The 20,713-nt window shown below is 71.0% G+C and carries 19 protein-coding genes and 1 pseudogene; 17 read left to right on the top strand and 3 right to left on the bottom strand.

Annotated elements, in window-relative coordinates:
• The first annotated feature begins 13 nt into the window (after positions 1-13).
• From HMPREF0063_RS07550 to HMPREF0063_RS07520, 7 genes and pseudogenes are all read left to right on the top strand, one after another.
• On the top strand, positions 14-739 hold the full coding sequence (locus tag HMPREF0063_RS07550; RefSeq protein WP_007078070.1) for a cell division protein FtsQ/DivIB: 726 nt from the start codon (positions 14-16) through the stop codon (positions 737-739).
• Positions 740-891: 152 nt separating this feature from the next.
• Positions 892-1,869, top strand: a pseudogene (gene ftsZ / locus HMPREF0063_RS07545) (cell division protein FtsZ); the annotation flags it as partial.
• A 174-nt stretch (positions 1,870-2,043) separates the two neighbouring features.
• The gene (locus HMPREF0063_RS07540; RefSeq protein WP_007078068.1) at positions 2,044-2,691 is read left to right on the top strand and encodes a purine nucleoside phosphorylase YfiH/LACC1 family protein; all 648 of its coding nucleotides are present in this window, start codon (positions 2,044-2,046) and stop codon (positions 2,689-2,691) included.
• Entirely contained in the window at positions 2,688-3,392 is a 705-nt protein-coding gene (locus HMPREF0063_RS07535; RefSeq protein WP_007078067.1) for a YggS family pyridoxal phosphate-dependent enzyme, read from the top strand. The genes HMPREF0063_RS07540 and HMPREF0063_RS07535 overlap by 4 nt, the downstream gene beginning before the upstream one ends.
• 60 nt (positions 3,393-3,452) lie before the next feature.
• Complete coding sequence (locus tag HMPREF0063_RS07530; protein ID WP_040320178.1) at positions 3,453-3,920, top strand: cell division protein SepF; 468 nt, start codon at positions 3,453-3,455, stop codon at positions 3,918-3,920.
• A 5-nt stretch (positions 3,921-3,925) separates the two neighbouring features.
• Positions 3,926-4,216, top strand: a complete 291-nt coding sequence (locus tag HMPREF0063_RS07525) for a YggT family protein (protein WP_007078065.1) — start codon at positions 3,926-3,928, stop codon at positions 4,214-4,216.
• 106 nt (positions 4,217-4,322) lie between these two features.
• Positions 4,323-5,111: a DivIVA domain-containing protein gene (locus HMPREF0063_RS07520; protein WP_007078064.1), complete on the top strand. Its 789-nt coding sequence runs from the start codon at positions 4,323-4,325 to the stop codon at positions 5,109-5,111.
• A 75-nt stretch (positions 5,112-5,186) separates the two neighbouring features.
• Here the strand turns inward: HMPREF0063_RS07520 and ileS are convergent, their stop codons facing one another.
• Positions 5,187-8,342, bottom strand: a complete 3,156-nt coding sequence (gene ileS, locus HMPREF0063_RS07515; protein WP_007078063.1) for an isoleucine--tRNA ligase — start codon at positions 8,340-8,342, stop codon at positions 5,187-5,189.
• A gap of 60 nt (positions 8,343-8,402) precedes the next feature.
• On the opposite strand from ileS, the gene HMPREF0063_RS07510 reads away from it, so the two are divergent.
• From HMPREF0063_RS07510 to HMPREF0063_RS07475, 8 genes are all read left to right on the top strand, one after another.
• Positions 8,403-8,804 (top strand): TraR/DksA family transcriptional regulator, encoded by a 402-nt coding sequence (locus HMPREF0063_RS07510; RefSeq protein WP_007078062.1) that lies wholly within the window; start codon positions 8,403-8,405, stop codon positions 8,802-8,804.
• Positions 8,805-8,899: 95 nt separating this feature from the next.
• A complete protein-coding gene (lspA, locus tag HMPREF0063_RS07505) occupies positions 8,900-9,370 on the top strand; it encodes a signal peptidase II (RefSeq protein WP_007078061.1) in 471 nt (156 codons plus the stop codon).
• Positions 9,367-10,308 (top strand): RluA family pseudouridine synthase, encoded by a 942-nt coding sequence (locus HMPREF0063_RS07500; protein ID WP_007078060.1) that lies wholly within the window; start codon positions 9,367-9,369, stop codon positions 10,306-10,308. Before lspA ends, HMPREF0063_RS07500 begins: the two co-directional genes overlap by 4 nt.
• Before the next feature lie 159 nt (positions 10,309-10,467).
• Positions 10,468-11,442 (top strand): PDDEXK family nuclease, encoded by a 975-nt coding sequence (locus HMPREF0063_RS15750; protein ID WP_050760925.1) that lies wholly within the window; start codon positions 10,468-10,470, stop codon positions 11,440-11,442.
• Positions 11,443-11,572: 130 nt separating this feature from the next.
• Complete coding sequence (locus HMPREF0063_RS07490) at positions 11,573-12,796, top strand: pyridoxal phosphate-dependent aminotransferase (protein ID WP_007078058.1); 1,224 nt, start codon at positions 11,573-11,575, stop codon at positions 12,794-12,796.
• Between the two features lie 6 nt (positions 12,797-12,802).
• Entirely contained in the window at positions 12,803-13,756 is a 954-nt protein-coding gene (locus HMPREF0063_RS07485) for an FUSC family protein (RefSeq protein WP_040320177.1), read from the top strand.
• A 91-nt stretch (positions 13,757-13,847) separates the two neighbouring features.
• The gene (locus HMPREF0063_RS07480; protein ID WP_040320176.1) at positions 13,848-14,825 is read left to right on the top strand and encodes a daunorubicin resistance protein DrrA family ABC transporter ATP-binding protein; all 978 of its coding nucleotides are present in this window, start codon (positions 13,848-13,850) and stop codon (positions 14,823-14,825) included.
• Positions 14,822-15,664: an ABC transporter permease gene (locus tag HMPREF0063_RS07475; protein ID WP_007078056.1), complete on the top strand. Its 843-nt coding sequence runs from the start codon at positions 14,822-14,824 to the stop codon at positions 15,662-15,664. Before HMPREF0063_RS07480 ends, HMPREF0063_RS07475 begins: the two co-directional genes overlap by 4 nt.
• Before the next feature lie 23 nt (positions 15,665-15,687).
• Here HMPREF0063_RS07475 and HMPREF0063_RS07470 read toward each other — a convergent pair whose 3' ends face one another.
• Positions 15,688-16,101 carry an iron chaperone gene (locus HMPREF0063_RS07470; RefSeq protein WP_007078055.1) on the bottom strand — a complete coding sequence of 138 codons (414 nt, stop codon included), beginning with the start codon at positions 16,099-16,101 and terminating at the stop codon, positions 15,688-15,690.
• 112 nt (positions 16,102-16,213) lie between these two features.
• Here HMPREF0063_RS07470 and dnaE point away from each other — a divergent pair, with 112 nt between their 5' ends.
• Together dnaE and HMPREF0063_RS07460 are read left to right on the top strand one after the other, a co-directional pair.
• The gene (gene dnaE, locus HMPREF0063_RS07465; protein WP_007078054.1) at positions 16,214-19,741 is read left to right on the top strand and encodes a DNA polymerase III subunit alpha; all 3,528 of its coding nucleotides are present in this window, start codon (positions 16,214-16,216) and stop codon (positions 19,739-19,741) included.
• Entirely contained in the window at positions 19,738-20,265 is a 528-nt protein-coding gene (locus tag HMPREF0063_RS07460; RefSeq protein ID WP_040320175.1) for a hypothetical protein, read from the top strand. The genes dnaE and HMPREF0063_RS07460 overlap by 4 nt, the downstream gene beginning before the upstream one ends.
• Here the strand turns inward: HMPREF0063_RS07460 and ybaK are convergent.
• Positions 20,209-20,682: a Cys-tRNA(Pro) deacylase gene (ybaK, locus tag HMPREF0063_RS07455; protein ID WP_040320174.1), complete on the bottom strand. Its 474-nt coding sequence runs from the start codon at positions 20,680-20,682 to the stop codon at positions 20,209-20,211. The two genes, HMPREF0063_RS07460 and ybaK, sit on opposite strands and share 57 nt — an antisense overlap.
• Between the last annotated feature and the right edge of the window lie 31 nt (positions 20,683-20,713).

Below are 20,713 nucleotides of genomic sequence, written 5' to 3'. Positions count from 1 at the left end.
TGAGGATCGTCACGTGAGCACCGAGCGGTTCGCCCGTCGCCGGCGCAGCGAACGGCTGCGCCTGGCTCGCCGGGTCGTGCTGGCGCTCTCCGCCACGGTGGCGGTCGGCGCCCTGGTGTGGGTGGTGTGGTTCTCCTCGTGGCTGGCCGTGTCGTCGGTCGAGGTCGAGGGGACCAGCGCCCTCGACCCGGCCGAGGTCGAGGCTGCCGCACAGGTGCCGCAGGGGCGCCCGCTCGCCCGGGTCGACGTCACCGGGGTCGAGGAGCGGGTGCGCGCGCTGCCGCTGGTGGAGTCGGTCGACGTCGGTCGTTCCTGGCCCCGCACGATCACGGTCGAGGTGGTCGAACGCACCGCGGTGGCCTGGATCATGGCCGACGGTGCCATCCGTGGGGTCGACCGGTTCGGTGCGGTGTTCCGCGACTATCCCGAACCACCGCCCGTCACGGCCGTCGAGGTGTCCACCGACGATCCCCGGCGGCGTCAGCAGGCCCTGGAGAGCCTGGGGTCGGTGCTCGCGGAGCTGCGATCGGCCGACCCGGGGCTGGTCGGGCAGATCGCGTCCGCCTCGGCCGAGAGCCAGGACTCCGTGACGTTCCGGTTGGTGGACGGTCGGACGGTCCGGTGGGGCAGCGCGGAGGCCGGGGAGGACAAGCTCACCGTGCTCACGGCCCTGCTCGCCAGCGTGCAGGCCAGCGAGTACGACGTCAGTGCTCCCGAGCAGCCCACGACGCGCGGCTGATCCGCGCCGGTTGCTCGCCCCGGCCCGGCGTGTCGGGGCCGCAGGGTGGGTCGTCGCCCGTACCGTTCTCAGTGGAGCAGGTTGACATAACTATAACCCTCTACCTCAGGGTCATAGTTCGAGCACTCGGAAGCAGTCGGAAGGACGCAGCCATGGCTGTCCAGAACTATCTCGCCGTGATCAAGGTCGTCGGCATCGGTGGTGGCGGCGTCAACGCCGTCAACCGGATGATCGAGGTCGGCCTCAAGGGGGTCGAGTTCATCGCGATCAACACCGACGCGCAGGCGCTGCTGATGAGCGACGCCGACGTGAAGCTCGACGTCGGTCGCGACTCCACCCGCGGTCTGGGCGCCGGCGCCAACCCCGACATCGGCAAGCGTGCGGCCGAGGACCACGCCGAGGAGATCGAGGCCGCCATCAAGGGCGCCGACATGGTCTTCGTCACCGCCGGCGAGGGCGGCGGCACCGGCACCGGCGGTGCCCCGGTCGTGGCCCGCATCGCGCGGTCGCTCGGCGCTCTCACCATCGGTGTGGTCACCCGCCCGTTCAAGTTCGAGGGCCGCAACCGCTCCAACCAGGCCGACGTGGGCATCCAGGCGCTGCGCGACGAGGTCGACACGCTCATCGTCATCCCGAACGACCGACTGCTCTCCATCAGCGATCCCAACGTCAGCCTGCTCGACTCCTTCCGTCAGGCCGACCAGGTGCTCCACCAGGGTGTCTCCGGCATCACCGACCTCATCACCACCCCGGGCCTGATCAACCTCGACTTCGCCGACGTCAAGTCGGTCATGTCCGACGCCGGCTCGGCGCTGATGGGCATCGGTTCGGCCCGGGGCGACTCCCGGGCGGCCGTGGCCGCCGAGATGGCGGTGTCCAGCCCGCTGCTCGAGGCGTCCATCGAGGGGGCCCGCGGCGTGCTGCTGTCGATCGCCGGCGGTTCGGACCTCGGGCTGTTCGAGATCAACGAGGCCGCGGGTCTGGTCAGCGACGCGGTCCACCCCGACGCCAACATCATCTTCGGTGCGGTCATCGACGACGCCCTGGGCGACGAGGTCCGGGTCACCGTCATCGCCGCGGGGTTCGACGGCGGCGAGCCGAAGGTCCGTGACGCCTCGCAGCCGGCCCTGCTGCGCGACCAGAGCCCGACGGCCCCCGAGTCCACCCCCGGAGCCACCTACCTGCCGCCGGACCCGCACCTCGACGGGGCACGTCCGCCCGCGGTCGACGCGCCCCGGCCGACGCTCGAGCCGATGCCCGTGGAGTACGGCGACGACCTCGACGTGCCCGACTTCCTGCGCTGAGTGTTCGCCCGGCGTGTCACCCACGGCGCGGTCGAGGTGGTCGTCACCGACCGGGAGCTCGACCTGGTCGACCAGGGGGACCGGCAGCGGCTGGCCTCCGCGCTGGGCCTGCGGTCCCTCGTGAGGATGCGGCAGGTGCACGGCGCCGAGGTCGCCTGGGCCGATGGCGCGGGTGACGAGATCGACGCGGTCGACGCCCTCCTGGGGTCCGAGCGCGACCGGGGACTGCTCGTGCGGGTGGCCGACTGCGTGCCCGTGGTGATCGCCGCGCCGTCGGAGGGTCTGCTCGGCGTCGTCCACGCCGGCCGCAGCGGCGTGGTCTCCGGGGTCGTCCCGGCCGCGATCGGTGCGCTGCGCGAGCGCGGGGCGTCAGCGGTCCATGCCTGGGTCGGCCCGCACGTCTGCGGTCGCTGCTACGAGCTGCCCGCGGCCCTGGCCGACGAGGTCGCCGCGGCCGTCCCCGCGACCCGTTCCACCACCAGCTGGGGCACGCCGGCGGCCGACCTGGGAGCCGGCGTCGTGGACCAGCTGAACCGGGCCCGTGCCACGGTCCACGACCTGTCGGCCTGCACCCTGGAGGACGACCGGTACTTCTCGCACCGCCGGGGCGATGCCGGCCGGTTCGGCATGGTGGCGGTGCGCCGATGAGTCGGCGCGAGGAGCTGGCCGCCGGTCTGCGGGCCGTCGAGGCGCGCATCGACGCCGCGTGCGCCGGGGCCGGGCGGCGTCGGGCCGACATCACCCTGGTCGTCGTCACCAAGACCCACCCGGCGTCCGACGTCGAGATCCTGGCCGACCTCGGTGTCCGGCACGTGGGCGAGAACCGGCACCCCGAGGCGGGCCGCAAGGCCGAGGAGGTCGCGGCCGACCTCACCTGGCACTTCCTCGGTGCGGTGCAGACCAACAAGGCGGGAGCCGTGACGCGATACGCCGATGTCGTGCACAGCGTCGACCGGCCCAAGCTGGTCGCCTCGTTGTCCCGCGGGGCCGTCGCCGCCGGCCGCGAGCTCGGAGCGCTGGTGCAGGTCGACCTCGGACCGGCCCACGGGCAGGAGTCCGACGGCCGCTCCGGCGCCCTCCCCGCAGAGGTCGAGCGGCTCGCCGCGCTGGTCGCCGACGCCGAGGGCCTGCGTCTGGACGGGGTGATGACCGTGGCCCCCCTGGGGGTGCCGGCGCTCGGGGTCTTCGACGACCTGCGCGAGATCGCCGAGGCGGTGCGACGCGACCACCCCGGTGCCACGACGATCTCGGCGGGCATGAGTGCCGACCTCGAGCAGGCCGTCGCCGCCGGTGCGACACACCTGCGTGTCGGGCGCTCGATACTCGGCGAACGGCCGGCACTCGGGTAATCTCACTGGTGTCATTCAGACACCGGCAGGACCACGCAGCGGTAGGAACAAGGGGCACTCATGGCTGGCGCAATGCGGAAGATGGGCGAGTACCTCGGCCTGGTCGAGCAGGCCGACTACGACGAGATCCTCGACGACGAGCCCGCGCCCGCGGCGCGTGAGCAGCGCACGCCGTCGGTCGTGCGTCCGGCGACGGTCGCCAGCATCGACGAGCGCCGGCGCCCCGCCCCGCGCACCGCCGGTCGCGACCTCTCACGGATCGAGACCGTCACGCCGCGCACGTACAACGACGCGCGGGCGGTGGGCGAGAACTTCCGGGCCGGTGTGCCCGTCATCATGAACCTCTCCGAGATCGAGGTCGATGACGCCAAGCGCCTCGTCGACTTCGCCGCCGGGCTGGTTTTTGCGGTGCATGGTTCCATTACCCGGGTCACCGACAAGGTGTTCCTGCTCAGCCCCGAGAACGTCCTGGTCTCCGACGAGGACAAGCAGCGCATCGCGGGCGGCAGTTTCTACGACCAGAACTGAGATCCATGGCCGGCGTCGCTTCTGCGATCAACTCTGTCCTGTGGGTGGCGATCGTGCTGCTCCTGGCCCGGTTCGTCATCGACTGGGTGCAGCTCCTGGCTCGCAACTGGCGACCCAGCGGTTTCGTGGCGGTGCTGTGCGAGGGCATCTACATGGTCACCGACCCGCCGCTGCGTGCCATCCGGCGGGTGATCCCGCCGGTGCGTCTGGGTGGGGTCGCGCTCGACCTGTCGCCCTTGGTGCTGCTGATCGGGATCCAGATCCTGATGGCCGTCGTCACCGCAACGATGACGTGAGCGACACGCGGCAGCACCACCGGTACTCCTGTGGCAGGTGTGAGCGGCGACGGAGTACGGTGGGCCCGGTAATCAATCGACTTTTCTCCAACCACGAGGTGAACTCATGCCCCTGACGCCCGAGGACGTGCGCAACAAGCGATTCACGCCCGTCCGCCTCCGCGAGGGTTACGACATGGGCGAGGTCGACCAGTTCCTCGACGAGGTCGAGGCCGAGCTCGAGCGCCTCACGGTCGAGAACGACGAGCTGCGGGCCAAGGTGGCGGCTGCCTCCACCGGTGAGCCGACCGGTCTGATCCCCTCCCTGGCCCAGCAGGCCCCGGCCGCGCCGGTCGTCGAACGCGCACCGGAGCCCGAGCCGGAGCCCGAGCCCGAGCCGGAGCCGGTCGCCAAGGCCCCCGAGCCCGAGCCGGTCCGCGCCACGCCGACGGTCGCCGACGCGTCCTCCGCTGCCGCCCGCCTGCTCGAGATCGCCTCCACCAACGCCGACCAGCTGATGGAAGCGGCCAAGGAGGAGGCCGACCGCATCGTCGGTGAGGCCAAGGTCAAGGCCGAGCGACTCACCACCGAGGCGCGCGGCAAGGCCGACCGGGTCGAGACCGACGCCCGCATCCGGTCGCAGAAGCTCGACGACGAGACCAAGGAGCGTCGCGAGCAGGCGATCGCCACCATCGAGCGGGAGCGCTACGAGCTCCAGCGCGAGGTCGAGCACCTGCGCGCCTACGAGCGCGAGTACCGCGCGCGGCTCAAGAACTACTTCCAGAGCCAGCTCGAGCAGCTCAGCAGCGCGCAGACCTCACCGGAGTCCGAGGCCCCGGCAGCAGGAGGTTCCAGCCACGCCGCCGACCCGGCCCCGCGCCGGTTGCGGTCGCTGCTGGGCGACGAGGACGTCTGAGCCGAGCACGCTGCACGTCTCGCACGAGGGGGCCCGATCCGTCACGGATCGGGCCCCTTCTGCGTGCCGGACCGACTACTGCCGGGTGAGGCTGAAGGCGAAACCGAGCTCCTCGTCGTGGAACGCGTGATCACCGTCCAGCCGGTGCACGTCGGTGGCCAGCACCTCGTCGGCGATCAGGTCGAGGTGGGTCCCGACGGCGTCGGCCACCGGCTCCCCACCGGTCCAGGCCAGCGAGATCCGGTCGGTGATGTCGAAGCCCGACGCCTTGCGCGCCTCCTGCACGGCGCGGATGATCTCGCGAGCCCGGCCCGCCCGACGCAGCTCGTCGTCCAGCTCCAGGTCCAGTGCGACCGTCTCACCCTGGTCGTTCACCACCGACCAGCCCTCCCGGGGGCGCTCGGACACGATCACGTCGTCGGGGCCGACCTCGACGTCCTCGCCCTCCACGGTGACGGTGGCGGTGCCGTGGGCGGCCAGGTCGGCGGCGAGCGCGGCGGCGTCGGCCGCCTCCACCGCGGCAGCGACCAGCGGCGTGCGGGGGCCGAACCGCCGGCCGAGTGACCGGAAGTTGCCCTTGGCCGTGTGGTCGACGACGTCGCCGCCCGCCTCGGCCAGCGAGGCGAGCTCGCCGATGTTCAGCTCGTCGCAGACCTGGGCCCGCAGCTCGTCGCCGAGCCGGGAGTGGGCCGTGGACGCCACGAGGGCCCGGCGCAGGGGCTGACGGGTGCGCACCTTCGCCTCGGCGCGGGCGGCGCGACCGAGCTCGGTCACGCGGCGGGCCAGGTCGACCCGGTCGGCCAGACCGTCGACGATCAAGGAGGTGTCGGCGACGGGCCAGGCGGCCAGGTGCACCGACGCGGCCGCGTCGGGGTCGGTGGGTCGCACCACGTCCTGCCACACCCGCTCGGTCACGAACGGCACCAGGGGCGCCATCAGCCGGGTCAGCACGTCGATCGTCTCGTGCAGGGTGGCGAACGCGGCGACGTCGCCGCGCCAGAAGCGACGACGTGAGCGCCGCACGTACCAGTTCGACACGTCGTCGACGAACCTCGCCAGCCGTGCGCCGGCGTCGGCGGTGTCGAAGCGCTCGAGGGCGGCGGTGACGTCCAGCGTCAGCTGGTGCAGCTCGGAGACCACCCAGCGGTCGAGGACCTCACGGTCGGCGACCGCGGGGACCTCGCCGGACGCCGGTGACCATCCCTCGGCCCGGGCGTACAGGGTCTGGAACGCGACCGTGTTCCAGTAGGTCAGCAGCACCTTGCGGACGATCTCGGTGAGCGCGGTGTGGCCGATGCGGCGGGCCGACCAGGCCGACCCCGAGCACGCCATGAACCACCGCAGGGCATCGGCGCCGTGCTCGTCCATCAACGGCATCGGCGGCAGGATGTTGCCCAGGTGCTTGCTCATCTTGCGGCCGTCCTCGGCCAGGATGTGGCCGAGGCAGACGACGTTCTCGTACGAGCTGCGGTCGAAGACCAGGGTGCCGACCGCCATCAGCGAGTAGAACCAGCCACGCGTCTGGTCGATCGCCTCGCAGATGTACTGCGCGGGGTAGGCGCGTTCGAACTTCTCGGCCGACCCGGGCGCGTGCGGGTACCCCCACTGGGCGAACGGCATGGCTCCGGAGTCGAACCACGCGTCGATCACCTCGGGCACCCGGCGGTAGGTGCCGGGGGTGCCGTCCACGGTGAAGGTGACCTCGTCGATGGCCGGCCGGTGGGGATCCAGGTCGGCCAGGTCGCGGCCCGTGAGGTCCGAGAGCTGGGTCAGCGACTCCACGCACACCACGTCGGTGGGGTCGGCGTCGTTGCGCCAGATCGGCAGGGGTGTGCCCCAGTAGCGGCTGCGCGACAACGACCAGTCGATGTTGTTGTCCAACCAGTCGCCGAACCGTCCGTGCTTGATCGTCGACGGGTACCAGGCCGTGTTCTCGTTCTCCTCGAGCAGCCGGTCCTTGACCGCCGTCGTGCGGATGTACCAGGCCGGCAGCGCGTAGTACATCAGCGGCGTGTGGCAGCGCCAGCAGTGCGGGTACGAGTGCTCGTAGTCGAGCCGGCGGAACAGCAGTCCGCGCTCGACCAGATCGGCGACGAGGGCGTCGTCGGCGACCTTGAAGAAGGCCCCGCCCACCATCGGCACGTCGGCGGCGAAGTGCCCGTCGGGGCCGATCGGGTTGACGACCGGCAGGCCGTAGGCCCTCGACACGGCCATGTCGTCGGCGCCGAACGCGGGGGACTGGTGCACCAGTCCGGTGCCGTCGTCGGTGGTCACGTAGTCGGCGAGCACGACGAAGTGCGCGGCCGGCTCGACGGGGAACTCCACGAGGTCGAACGGGCGGCGGTACGTCCACCGTTCCATCGCTCGGCCCTGGATCCGGTCGACGACCGTCCACCCCTCACCGAGCGCGGCCTCGAGGAGGTCCTCGGCCACGACGACCCGGTCGTCTCCGTGCGTGGCGACCACGTAGGTCACCTCCGGCTGTACGGCCACGGCGGTGTTCGAGACCAGGGTCCACGGGGTCGTGGTCCACACCAGCAGGTCGGTCCCCTCCCACGGGCCCGAGGTGAGGGGGAAGCGCACGTACACCGACGGGTCGACGATGGTCTCGTAGCCCTGCGCGAGCTCGTGGTCGGACAGGGTCGTGCCGCAGCGGGGGCAGTACGGGGCGACGCGGTGGTCCTCCGTCAGCAGGCCCTTGGCGTGGATCTGCGCCAGGGCCCACCAGACGCTCTGCACGTACTCGGTGTCCATCGTCCGGTACGGGTGGGCCATGTCGGTCCAGTAGCCCAGCCGGTCGGTCATCTGCTCGAACAGGTCGACGTTGCGCAGCACCGACTCGCGGCACCGGGCGTTGAACTCGGCCACCCCGTAGGCCTCGATGTCGGGCTTGCCGCCGAGCCCGAGCTCCTTCTCGACCGCGATCTCGACCGGCAGCCCGTGGCAGTCCCAGCCGGCCTTGCGCTCGACGTGGTGGCCCTGCATGGTCTTGAACCGGGGGAACACGTCCTTGAAGACGCGGGCCTCGGCGTGGTGGGTGCCCGGGGTGCCGTTGGCGGTCGGTGGTCCCTCGTAGAACGTCCACCGGGGGGCGTCTCGGGTGGCCTCCAACGTGGCCGCGAACGTGCCCTCGGACCGCCAGAGGTCGAGGACGCCCTGCTCCAGGGCGGGCAGGTCGATCTGCGCCGGAACGGCGCGGTAGGAGCGGGGGTCGGCAGGTGCGTGGGTCACACGCTCGATCCTACGGCGGGCGGAGTTGCTTCCGGGGGCCGACCGGTCTACTGTCCCCGCATGCCGAAGACCACGCTCGTCGTCCGCGCCGACGAGGACCCCTGGACCCCCGCCGAGCTGGCCGAGGTCCGTACCGAGCTGCAGGCCGACCTGGCCCGCCTGCACCTGGAGCTCGACCAGACCGCCCGTGACCTGCAGGACCTGCTGCGTGACGGGGTCGACGGCGCGGGCAACGACCAGGCCGACGTCGGCTCCAAGGGGCTGGAGCGTGATGCCGAGATGTCGCTCGCGGCCAACCAGCGCGAGCTGCTGCACCAGACCGAGAAGGCGCTCGACCGCCTCGAGCACGGCACCTACGGCCAGTGCGAGATCTGCGGGGAGCCGATCGGCAAGATGCGGTTGATGGCCTTCCCGCGCGCCACCCAGTGCATGACGTGCAAGCGGCGCGAGGAACGTCGCTGAACGCTCACCAGCCGGACGAGGGACCACCGGACGAGGGACGACCCGGTTCCGGGACTCCCGACGGTGCCGCGGCCGCGCGCAGCCGGGTCGGTCCCGTGTTCGTGGTCGGCGTGCTCCTCGCGTGGGGCATCGATCAGGTCACCAAGGTGCTGGCCGTCGAGCGGCTCGCCGACGCCGACCCGATCGTGCTGGTGCCGGAGGTCCTGTCGTTGACCTTCCTGCGCAATCCCGGCGCTGCGTTCGGGATGGGCGCCTCCATGACGGTCGTCCTCAGCCTGGTCGCGGTCGGTGTCGTGGTGTTCGTGGTCAAGCTGTCGGCCGAGCTGCGTGACCGCACGTGGGCCGTGGCGCTCGGACTGCTGCTGGCCGGTGCGGTCGGCAACCTCACCGACCGGATCTTCCGGGAGCCCGGTCCCTTGCGTGGGCACGTGGTCGACTTCATCGACTACGGCGGCTTCTTCGTCGGCAACATCGCCGACATCTACCTCACCGTGGCGGCCGCGGTCATCATCGTGCGCTCGCTGCAGGGCGTGGGCCTCGACGGCACCCGGGAGCAGGCGAGGTGAGCGGGCGTCCGGCCGGCGAGCACAAGGTCATCTCCGTCCCCGAGGGCCTGGACGGCGAGCGGGTCGATGTCGCGCTCGCCCGGCTGACCGGTCTGTCCCGGTCCCGGGCCAGCGAGCTGGTGGCCGACGGACACGTGCTGCTCGACGGGCATCGGCCGGCCAAGTCCGAGCGGGTGCTGTTCGGGGCGGTGCTCGAGGCGACGATTCCTGCGCCGCCGGTCGTCGAGGTCGTGCCCATCCCGGTCGACGCCCTCTCGATCGTCCACGAGGACGACGACATCGTGGTGGTCGACAAGCCGGTCGGGGTCGCGGCCCACCCGGGTGTCGGCTGGACCGGCCCGACGGTGCTCGGCGCGCTGGCCGCCCGCGGCTACCGCATCTCGACCTCCGGCGCACCGGAGCGTCAGGGCATCGTGCACCGGCTCGACGTGGGCACGAGCGGTCTGATGGCCGTGGCCAAGTCCGAGCACGCCTACACGGTGCTCAAGCAGGCGTTCCGCGACCGGGTCGTCGACAAGACGTACCACTCGCTCGTGCAGGGCCATCCCGACCCGCACACCGGCACGATCGACGCCCCCATCGCGCGGCACCCCAAGCACGACTTCAAGTTCACCGTGCGGGCCGACGGCCGGGCCAGCGTGACCCACTACGCGACCCTCGAGGCCCACCGGTACGCCTCCCTGCTGACGATCAAGCTCGAGACCGGTCGCACGCACCAGATCCGCGTGCACATGGCGGCGATCAAGCACCCGTGCGTGGGCGACCCGCTCTACGGCGCGGACCCGACGCTGGCCGCGCGGGTGGGGTTGGAGCGCCAGTGGCTGCACGCCCTGGGTCTCGGCTTCGACCACCCCCGCACGGGCGAACGGGTCGACTTCGCGTCGACCTACCCGGCCGACCTGCAGGCCGCGCTCGACACGGTCCGCGACCTCGACTGACCCCACCTCCCGCTGACCCCACCTCCCGCTGACCCCACCTCCCCGCTGGGAGTGACGTTTCTGCCCTGAAATCGGCCGATCCGGGGCCGAAACGTCACTCCCAGCGGGGGCTGTGGACAGGAACGGGCCGGAGACGGCCGGCTCGGCGACCATCGCGGGATGGATCCGTGGACCGCATCGATGAGGACGTCCGACGCGCTGGCGGCGGGGTGGTCGGCCAAGGCCCTGCGGGGACCGGCCTGGCAACGGCAGGCCCACGGGGTCGTCCGACCGGCAGGCTCAGGGGGCGATCCCACGATCGAGCGGATCGCCGCCGTGCGGCCGCTCCTCACCGGTGCGTGCGCGATCGGCGGATGGGCGTCGCTGCGGATCCAGGGCAACGAGTGGTTCACCGGTTCAGGACACGACCGGACCGTCCGACGGGTGCTGGTGCACTGCCCGGCGGGTGCGCAGCTGCGGCCGACCCGCGGAGTCGAACCGTGTCGGGCAGGCTTGTACCCCGACGAGTTCCTCGACCTTGACGGGTGGCCGGTATCGACGATGGCCCGAGCGGTGTACGACGAGATGCGGACCGCCCGCGACTTCCGCGAGGCGGTGGTCGCCCTTGACATGGTGCTGAGCACGACCCACGGAGCGCCCCGCACCACGCTCGACCGGGTGGACGCGGTCGTCGCGTCGCACCGCAAGACCCGAGGCATCGTCCAGGCGCGGCGCGCCCTCGGCTGGGCCTCCTGTCGGTCGGCGAGTCCGTGGGAGACCCGGACCAGACTCGTCGCTCGGATCGACGCGGGGATTCCTGCCCTGAGGGTGAACGCACCGTTGTTCGGACCGGGTGGCGAGCTGCTCGGGGTCGCCGACCTGCTCGAGCCCGAGTCCGGTCTGGTGATCGAGAGCGACGGTGCCCACCACCGCGAGGCAGTTCCGCACGCGGAGGACAACGCCCGGGAGGAGAGATTCGAGGACCACGGTCTGGTCGTGGCCCGGGTGTCGGCGCTCGATCACCGTGACCGGTGGTCGCTCGCCGGGCGTCTGGTCACCGCGTGGATGCGGGCCCGACGGACCCGTGCAGCGAGCTGGACGCTCGACGAACCCGTGTGGTGGGGCGACTGGGAGCCCGGCCGTCGCTGGCGCTGACCTCGCCTTCCCGCTGGGAGTGACGTTTCGGCCCTGAAATCGACTGATCTGGGGCCGAAACGTCACTCCCAGCGGGGAGGCGGACGGGGACGAGCGCGTCGCGAGCGGGCGGGGTGGGAGAATCGTCCGCATGAGCCCGTCCGTGCGCCAGTCCGAGAAGTTGAGGGATGTCCTGTACGACATCCGCGGACCCGTCAGTGCGCGAGCCGCCCGGCTGGAGGCCGAGGGCCACCGGATCCTCAAGCTCAACATCGGCAACCCGCAGCCGTTCGGCTTCGACGCGCCCGCCGAGATCCTGCAGGACGTCATCGCGGCCCTGCCCGGGTCGGCCGGCTACTCCGACTCCCGGGGCATCCAGTCCGCCCGTCGGGCGGTGGTCCACCACTACCAGCTGCAGGACGGGTTCCCGCAGATCGACATCGACGACGTGTGGATCGGCAACGGCGTCTCCGAGCTGATCCAGATCGCGTTGCAGGCGCTGCTCGACAACGGCGACGAGGTCCTCATCCCCGTCCCGGACTACCCGCTGTGGACCGCGGTCACCAACCTGGCCGGCGGCCGGCCCGTGCACTACCGCTGCGACGAGTCGAACGAGTGGAATCCCGACATCGCCGACCTCGAGGCCAAGATCACCGACCGCACCAAGGTGATCGTCGTCATCAACCCGAACAACCCGACCGGCGCGGTGTACTCACGCGAGACCCTGACCAAGATCGCCGAGCTCGCGCGCAAGCACGACCTCGTCCTCATGGCCGACGAGATCTACGACAAGATCCTCTACGGCGACGCCGAGCACATCCCGATGGCCAGCATCGCCCCCGACGTGCTGACCCTGACCTTCAACGGCCTCTCCAAGGCCTACCGGGTCTGCGGCTACCGGGCGGGGTGGTTGGTCGTCACGGGGCCCCTGGAGCGCGCCCGTGACTACCTCGAGGGCATCACCCTGCTCGCCTCGATGAGGTTGTGTCCCAATGTGCCGGCGCAGAACGCGATCCAGGTGGCGCTGGGCGGCTACCAGTCGATCAACGAGCTGATCCTGCCCGGTGGGCGTCTGCTGGAGCAGCGCGACACCGCCGTCGCCGAGCTGCGCAAGATCCCCGGCGTCAGCGTGGTCGAACCCCGCGGGGCCCTGTACGTGTTCCCCCGGCTCGACCCCGAGGTGTACCCGATCAAGGACGACCAGCAGCTGGCCCTCGACCTGCTGGAGGCCGAGAAGATCCTCATCACCCAGGGCACCGGCTTCAACTGGCCCGACCCCGACCACCTGCGCATCGTGACCCTGCCGTGGGCCCGCGACCTGTCCGACGCGATCGGCCGGCTCGGCCACTTCCTCAGCACCTACCGCCAGGTCTGAACCGCCGTGATCCTGCCGCCGCGCGCCGCGCTGCGACCGGCGGGGGTGCTGCTCGGCGTCGGCGTGGTCGCGCTCGGGGCCGCCACCGCGACGGGTGGCCGTGGTGCGGCGCTCGGCGTGCTCGTCGGACTGGTGGCCGGTCTTCCCCCTGCGGTCGTCCGCCTGCCGTGGTCGCACCGGTCGGTCCTGATGGCCGCCACGGTCGCCCTGGCGGTGGCGGGGGTGGCCGCCCACCAGCAGGCCCTGCCGGCCGCCGGTCTGGCGGGTCTGGCCGGCCTCGCGCAGATTCCGTCCTCCCGCGCCTCGGCGGGGATCGGCTCGATGCTGCCGGTGGTGGTGGTCGTGACCGCGACGGTCGGGCCGTTGCCCGGCGATCCGGGCGCGCCCTTCGTCGTCGGACTGGTGGCCGGGCTGCTGACCGTGGTCGCCGTCCTGGCCGCGCTGGGGCTGCAGGGACCGGCGCAGCCCGTCGGGATGCAGGTCGCTCGGCGCCATGCGGTGGTCGTGGCCGTCGCCGTGGCCGCCACGACCTACGGTGTGGTCGCGGCTGACGTGTCGCACGGGTACTGGGCCGTGCTGGTGCTGGCCACCGTCGTCAGGCCGTCCGGGGACGAGACGACCCGCCAGCTCCGTGACCGTGTCTCCGGCACGGTGCTGGGTCTGGCCGCGGCCGTGGCGGTCGTGCTGGTCGTGCCCGGTCCGGCGGCCGTCGTGCTGGGTCTCGTGTCGGCGGTGCCGATGGTGGGATGGGCGATGGTGCAGGACACGCGCCGGGCCGCGATCTTCGCCGTGCCCACGGTCGTCCTCGTCGCCTCGTCGGGGCTGCTCGGCCCCTCGGTGGGGCTGGCCGCCGATCGCCTCGTCACCACGGCGGCGGCTGCCGTCGTCGCGATCGCGGCGGCTCTGGCGCTGCACCGCGGGGACCGACGACGTCCCGCGGCGCCGGCCGATGCGTCATGATCAGCCGATCGGCCGATGGATTCTGTCGGCGGAGTACGACAAGGTGCTTGCTGAACGTTCCGGTGGGGACAAACAGAAGGGTTGTCACGTCATGGCTGACATGATCCGGGCCACGGGCCTGGTCAAGCGCTACAAGGAGGTCGAGGCCCTCAAGGGGCTCGACCTGGTGGTACCCGAGGGCAAGGTGCTCGGGCTGCTCGGTCCCAACGGTGCGGGCAAGACCACGGCCGTCCGCATCCTCGCGACCCTGCTCAAGGCTGACGGCGGGTCCGCCGAGGTGGCGGGGGTCGACGTCGCGTCCGACCCGATGGGCGTGCGGTCACGCATCGGTCTGTCGGGCCAGTACGCGGCGGTCGACGAGAACCTGACCGGCTACGAGAACCTCGAGATGGTCGGCCGGTTGTACGGCATGCGCAAGGACCGGGCATCGGCCCGGGCCCGCGACCTGCTGGAGCGGTTCGACCTGGCCGATGCCGGCGACCGCCCGTCCAAGACCTACTCCGGCGGCATGCGCCGGCGGCTCGACCTGGCGGGTGCGCTGGTCAACGAGCCGGCCGTGCTGATCCTCGACGAGCCCACCACGGGCCTCGATCCGCGCAGCCGGCAGCAGATGTGGACCGTCATCCGCGACCTGGTGTCGTCGGGGTCCACGGTGCTGCTCACCACGCAGTACCTGGAGGAGGCCGACGTGCTCGCCGACGACATCGTCGTCATCGACCACGGCCGGGCCATTGCCCGGGGCACGGCCGACGAGCTGAAGTCCCAGACCGGGGGCGAGCGCATCGAGGTCGTCGTCGCCGACCCGGCACGACGGGACGAAACGGCCGCCATCCTGGCCCGCGTCGCCCACGGCGAGGTGCAGGCCACCGAGACCGGCCGCGGCCTGACCGCAGCGGTCGAGGGCGACGGTGCCGGCCGACTGCTGGCGGTGCTCGAGGGCCTGCGCGACGGCAAGATCGACGTCCTCGACGTCGGGCTGCGGCGACCCACCCTCGACGACGTGTTCCTGACCCTGACCGGTCGTCCCACCGAGGACGCCGACGCCCAGACCGAGGAGGTGTCGTCATGACGTCGACGCTGAGCTCCACCACCGAGACCCCCGCGGCGCCCGGGTCGCTGACCCGGGTCGTCACCGACGGCTGGGTCCTGGCCAAGCGCAACGTCATCAAGATCATCCGGGTCCCCGAGATCCTGGTGTTCGTGCTGATCAGCCCGATCATGTTCGTGCTGCTGTTCGCGTTCGTGTTCGGCGGCGCCATCGACCCGGGTGACGGGTCCAACTACCGCGAGTTCCTCATCGGCGGCATCTTCGCCCAGACGGTCGTCTTCGGCGCCACGTTTACCGGCGCCGGCCTGGCCGAGGACATCAGCAAGGGCATCATCGACCGGTTCCGGTCGCTGCCCATGTCGCAGTCGGCGGTGCTGGTCGGGCGCACCACGTCCGACATCGTCTACAACGTGCTGTCGCTCATCATCATGGCCCTCACCGGCCTGCTGGTCGGCTGGCGAGTCCGCGACGGCGTGATCGACATGGTGTCTGGCTTCCTGTTGCTGCTGCTGTTCGCCTACGCCGTCAGCTGGATCATGGCGTGGGTCGGGCTGCTGGTGCCGAGCGTCGAGGTCATCAACAACGCCTCGTTCATCGTCATCATGCCGCTGACCTTCGTCTCCAACGCCTTCGTGCCGACGGACAACTTCAACAGCTTTCTCCGTCCGTTCGTGGAGTGGAACCCGGTGTCGGCCCTGACCCAGGCGGCCCGCGAGCTGTTCGGCAACACGGGGGCGTCGACCTCCGACGCGTGGTCGATGCAGAACCCCGTGCTCTACACGCTGCTGTGGGTCGTGATCATCCTGGTCGTCTTCGTGCCGCTGTCGATCCGGCAGTACAAGGTCGCCAGCAGCCGCTGAGAGGTCGGCCGAGGAGGCCGCGGTCAGCGTCGCTCGCGCTTGCGGGCGGCGTAGGCCGCGGCCTCACCCAGCCGGAACACCGCGATGTCGTGGACCAGCGCGGTGGGCAGGGGCTCGTCGAGCGAGAACCGGATCGCCGTGCGCGCCACGGCGTGCGGCTGCAGGGCCTCGGCGAACCGCGTCAGCACCGGGCCGGGCGGGAACACGTGCAGCGCGGTCCAGTCGTCGTGGCCGGAGAACTGCACCACCACGACGCCGTGCTGGCGGTAGGCGGGCAGGCCATGGCTCAGCACCTCCTCGGCGTCCGGCAGCGCCGCCCGCAGCGTCGCCCGCATCTGCACCAGCCGCGGTGCGACGTCGTAGGACGGCATCGCGGTGATGTAGTCCTCGACCGTCTCGGGGGCCGGCGGTCCGTCGTCGTTCCGGTCGGTGTCCATCACTCCAGTATGGGCGCGCCGGGGCACCCGGCGTGCCGCCCGAACCCGTCGGACCCCTCGCGTAGGCTGGGGTCCTTCCCCGACCGACCCGCCTGAGGAGGCCTCTGTCGCGATGCCGAGTGACTCGTCCTTCGTGCACCTGCACGTCCACACCGAGTACTCGATGCTCGACGGTGCCTCCCTTCTCGACGGTCTGTTCGAGCGCACCGCCGAGCTGGGCATGCCCGCGATCGCCATGACCGACCACGGCAACCTGCACGGCGCGTACGACTTCTACAGCAAGGCACGCGCGCACGGGGTCAAGCCGATCATCGGTCTCGAGGCGTACCTCACGCCCAACACGCACCGCTCGGAGAAGAAGCGGGTGCAGTGGAACAAGGGCGGCGACGACGACGTCGCCGGTGGTGGCGCCTACACCCACATGACGCTGCTGGCCGAGAGCACCGAGGGCATGCACAACCTGTTCCGGCTCAGCTCGCGCTCCAGCCTCGAGGGGCAGTACTACAAGCCACGTGCCGACCGCGAGCTGCTGCACACCTACGCGAAGGGACTCATTGGCACGACGGGCTGCCCGTCGGGCGAGATCCAGACCTGGCTGCGCATCGGCAACTACGAGAAGGCGCGGGAGTCCGCCGCGGAGTTCCAGGACATCTTCGGCAGGGAGAACTTCTTCCTCGAGCTGATGGACCACGGCCTCGACATCGAGACCCGGGTCCGCGACGGCCTGATGCGACTCAAGCGTGACCTCGCCCTGCCGGCCATCGCCACCAACGACTCGCACTACACCCATCCCGAGGACGCCGACGCCCACGACGCGCTGATCTGCGTGTCCTCGGGCAAGACCATCAGCGACCCGAACCGGCTCAAGTTCGACGGTGGTGGCTACTACATCAAGTCCGCCGCCGAGATGCGCTCGCTGTGGGAGGACAAGCACGAGATGCCCGAGGCGTGCGACAACACGCTGCTGATCGCCGAGCGCTGCCAGGTCGAGTTCACCGAGTCCAACGGTGGCTACATGGCGCGGGCCGACGTGCCGGCCGGTCACACCGAGGAGTCCTGGTTCGTCGAGGAGGTCTGGCGCGGCATCCACGCCCGCTACGGCGAGACCGTGTCCGACGAGGTGCGCGAGCGCACCGAGATGGAGCTGCAGGTCGTCCGCGACAAGGGCTACTGCGGCTACTACCTGGTGGTCGCCGACTTCATCGGCTGGGCGAAGGACAACGGCATCCGGGTCGGCCCCGGACGCGGATCCGGCGCCGGGTCCATCGCCGCCTACGCGCTGCGCATCACCGATCTCTGCCCCCTGACCCACGGCCTGATCTTCGAGCGGTTCCTCAACCCCGAGCGTCCGTCGATGCCCGACTTCGACATCGACTTCGACGAGCGCCGGCGCGCCGAGGTGATCCGCTACGTCAGCGAGAAGTACGGCTCCGAGCGGGTCGCCATGATCGCGACGTTCGGTCGGCTGAAGTCCAAGGCCGCCATCAAGGACGCCAACCGGGTGCTCGACTTCCCGTTCGCGATGGGCGAGAAGATCACCAAGGCGCTGCCCGCCGACGTCATGGGCAAGGGGGTGCCGCTGCCCGCGCTGTTCGACGACAAGCACTCCCGCTACGGCGACGGCAAGGACTTCCGCGACCTGCACGCCGCCGACGCCGAGGTCCGCAAGATCTACGACACCGCGCTCGGGCTGGAGGGGCAGATCCGCCAGTGGGGCGTCCACGCGGCCGGCGTCATCATGAGCAGCGAGCCGCTCATCGACATCGTCCCGATCATGAAGCGCGAGCAGGACGGCGCGATCATCACCCAGTTCGACTACCCGATGTGCGAGTCGCTCGGGCTGGTCAAGATGGACTTCCTCGGTCTGCGCAACCTCACCGTGCTCGACGACGCGGTGTCCAACATCAGGTCCAACCGCGGGGTCGACCTGGTGCTGGAGGACCTGACCTTCGACGACCCCGAGGCGTACGCCCTGCTCGGCCGGGGCGACACCCTGGGCGTGTTCCAGCTCGACGGCGGGCCCATGCGGGCGTTGCTGCGGCAGATGCAGCCCGACAACTTCGAGGACATCTCGGCCGTCATCGCGCTGTACCGGCCCGGACCCATGGGTGCCAACAGCCACGTCAACTACGCGCTGCGCAAGACCGGCAAGCAGCCGATCGACTACATCCACCCCGAGCTGACCGAGGCGCTCAAGCCCATCCTCGGCACCACCTACGGCCTGATCGTGTACCAGGAGCAGGTGATGTCGATCGCGCAGGAGCTGGCCGGCTTCACCCTCGGACAGGCCGACAACCTGCGACGCGCGATGGGCAAGAAGAAGCGCGAGGTGCTCGAGAAGGAGTTCGTCGGTTTCGAGGCCGGCATGATGGAGCGCGGCTACTCCAAGGGCGCCATCAAGACCCTGTGGGACATCCTCGTCCCGTTCGCCGACTACGCGTTCAACAAGGCGCACTCGGCCGCCTACGGCGTCATCAGCTACTGGACCGCCTACCTGAAGGCCCGGTACCCCGCGGAGTACATGGCGGCGCTGCTCACCAGCACGCGCGGCGACAAGGACAAGTCCGCCATCTACCTGGGGGAGTGCCGGCGGCTCGGCATCCAGGTGCTGCCGCCCGACGTCAACGACTCGATCGGCACGTTCGCGTCGGTCGGTGAGGACATCCGGTTCGGCCTGTCGGCCATCCGCAACGTCGGTGACAACGTGGTGGCCGGCATCGTCGAGGGTCGCCAGGCAGGCGCCTACACCGACTTCCCCGACTTCCTCGACAAGGTCCCGCTGCACGTGTGCAACAAGCGCATGCTCGACTCCCTCATCAAGTCGGGCGCCTTCGACTCCCTGGGCCACCGGCGCCGTGCCCTCACCACGATCGCCGACGAGGCCGTCGACGCCTACGTCGACCTCAAGCGCAACGCCGCGATCGGTCAGGACTCGCTGTTCGACGGTCTCGACGACGCGTCCAGCGGGATCACCATCTCGGTGCCCGACCAGATGCCGGAGTGGGAGAAGACCCAGCTGCTGGCCTTCGAACGCGACATGCTCGGTCTGTACGTGTCCGACCATCCGCTGCGCGGACTCGAGCACGTGCTGCGCGCCAGCAGCGACTGCTCCCTGGGCGAGTTGATGGTCGACACCGAACGCGCCGACGGGTCCACCGTCACCATCTGCGGGCTCATCACCGGCGTGTCCCGCCGGATGTCCAAGAAGGGCGACACCTGGGCGTCCATCACGGTCGAGGACCTCGAGGGCGGTGTCGAGGTGATGGTGTTCCCTGCCGCGTACGCGCTGGCCTCGCCGGTGCTGGTCAACGACACAGTCGTCGTCGTCAAGTCGCGGATCCGTCGTCGCGACGAGGGCCTGGAGCTGATGGGCCTGGAGGTGACCCTGCCGTCGATGAGCACCAGCGGCTCCGAGGCACCCGTGGCGGTCAGCATGCCGGTGGCCCGCTGCACGGCCGACACGATCGCGCGGTTCAAGCAGGTGCTGGCCGCGCACCCCGGGGCGTCGGAGGTCCACCTGCGGCTCACCGGCACCGGCCCCACCAAGGTGATGCGGCTGGACCGGGCCTACCGGGTGTCGGCGTCGTCGGCGTTGATCGCCGACCTCAAGGAGCTCCTCGGACCGAGCTGCGTCGCATGAGGCGCCTGGTGCTCGTGGCCGTGGTGGCGGCGATCGTCGGGGTTGCGGCCGGTGGCGTGTGGGCGGCGGTCGCGGAACCGGCCGACTGGACGGTCACCGAGCGCGGTCTCGCGATGGGCGAGGACGCTGCCCGTGAGCTCTTCGGCGTCGTCGTCGCCTTCATGGTGGTGGGCCTGGTCGCGTCGACGCTGTTCGGTGTCGTCGCCGGTCTGGTCATTCGCGCAGGACGCTTCGGCGGACAGGCGACCGCCCTGGTGGCCACCGGGGTGCTGGCCACCGGTGCGGGTCTGCTGGCGTGGCAGCTCGGCCAGGCGTGGGGACCGCCCGACCCGGCGGCGGTCACCGGTGTCGGGGTCGGGGACCTCGTGCCCGCCGAGCTCGTGGTCGACACCTGGGCAGCCTTCCTGGTGTGGCCGGTCGGGGCGTTCGCGGGAGTCTTCCTCGTCGCGCTCTCCGCCCGTGGGACGTCAGCGGGCGATCGCGGCCAGGACCCCGTCGGTCAGGCGGACCAGGTCGTCGGCTGACACCTCCACGTCCAGGCCTCGTCGTCCGCCGGAGACGAAGATCGTGTCCCACTGCTGCAGCGACTCGTCCAGCACCGTCGGCAGTCGCCGCTTCTGGCCGACCGGCGAGATGCCGCCGGTCACGAAGCCGGTGACCCGTTCGGCGTCGACAGGGTCGGCCAGCTGGGCCTTCTTGGATCCGAGGGCCGCCGCGAGGGCCTTGAGGTCCAGCGACCGGCTCACGGGCACGACGCCGACGGCCCGCGACGAGTCGAGCGCGACGACCAAGGTCTTGAACACCCGGTCCGGCTCGACCTGCAGCGCCCGGGCCGCCTCGAGCCCGTACGAGGTGGCGCGCGGGTCGTGCGCGTAGGTGTGCAGGACGAAGTCCACGCCGGCTCGGCGCAGTGCCTCGGTCGCAGGGGTGCCGGTGGCCACGGGGCGAGCGTAGTGGCTCCGTAGACTGGGT

Source organism: Aeromicrobium marinum DSM 15272, from assembly GCF_000160775.2.
GTDB classification, from domain to species: domain Bacteria; phylum Actinomycetota; class Actinomycetes; order Propionibacteriales; family Nocardioidaceae; genus Aeromicrobium; species Aeromicrobium marinum.
This window is presented reverse-complemented; position numbering and strand designations above follow the sequence as displayed.

Bases quoted from the DNA above. Each gene is read 5' to 3' on its own strand.
- HMPREF0063_RS07535 (WP_007078067.1), top strand. From the start codon at position 2,688: ATGAGTCGGCGCGAGGAGCTGGCCGCCGGTCTGCGGGCCGTCGAGGCG.
- HMPREF0063_RS07530 (WP_040320178.1), top strand. From the start codon at position 3,453: ATGGCTGGCGCAATGCGGAAGATGGGCGAGTACCTCGGCCTGGTCGAG.
- HMPREF0063_RS07525 (WP_007078065.1), top strand. From the start codon at position 3,926: ATGGCCGGCGTCGCTTCTGCGATCAACTCTGTCCTGTGGGTGGCGATC.
- HMPREF0063_RS07520 (WP_007078064.1), top strand. From the start codon at position 4,323: ATGCCCCTGACGCCCGAGGACGTGCGCAACAAGCGATTCACGCCCGTC.
- HMPREF0063_RS07510 (WP_007078062.1), top strand. From the start codon at position 8,403: ATGCCGAAGACCACGCTCGTCGTCCGCGCCGACGAGGACCCCTGGACC.
- HMPREF0063_RS15750 (WP_050760925.1), top strand. From the start codon at position 10,468: ATGGATCCGTGGACCGCATCGATGAGGACGTCCGACGCGCTGGCGGCG.
- HMPREF0063_RS07490 (WP_007078058.1), top strand. From the start codon at position 11,573: ATGAGCCCGTCCGTGCGCCAGTCCGAGAAGTTGAGGGATGTCCTGTAC.
- HMPREF0063_RS07480 (WP_040320176.1), top strand. From the start codon at position 13,848: ATGGCTGACATGATCCGGGCCACGGGCCTGGTCAAGCGCTACAAGGAG.
- HMPREF0063_RS07475 (WP_007078056.1), top strand. From the start codon at position 14,822: ATGACGTCGACGCTGAGCTCCACCACCGAGACCCCCGCGGCGCCCGGG.
- HMPREF0063_RS07470 (WP_007078055.1), bottom strand. From the start codon at position 16,101: ATGGACACCGACCGGAACGACGACGGACCGCCGGCCCCCGAGACGGTC.
- dnaE (WP_007078054.1), top strand. From the start codon at position 16,214: ATGCCGAGTGACTCGTCCTTCGTGCACCTGCACGTCCACACCGAGTAC.
- HMPREF0063_RS07460 (WP_040320175.1), top strand. From the start codon at position 19,738: ATGAGGCGCCTGGTGCTCGTGGCCGTGGTGGCGGCGATCGTCGGGGTT.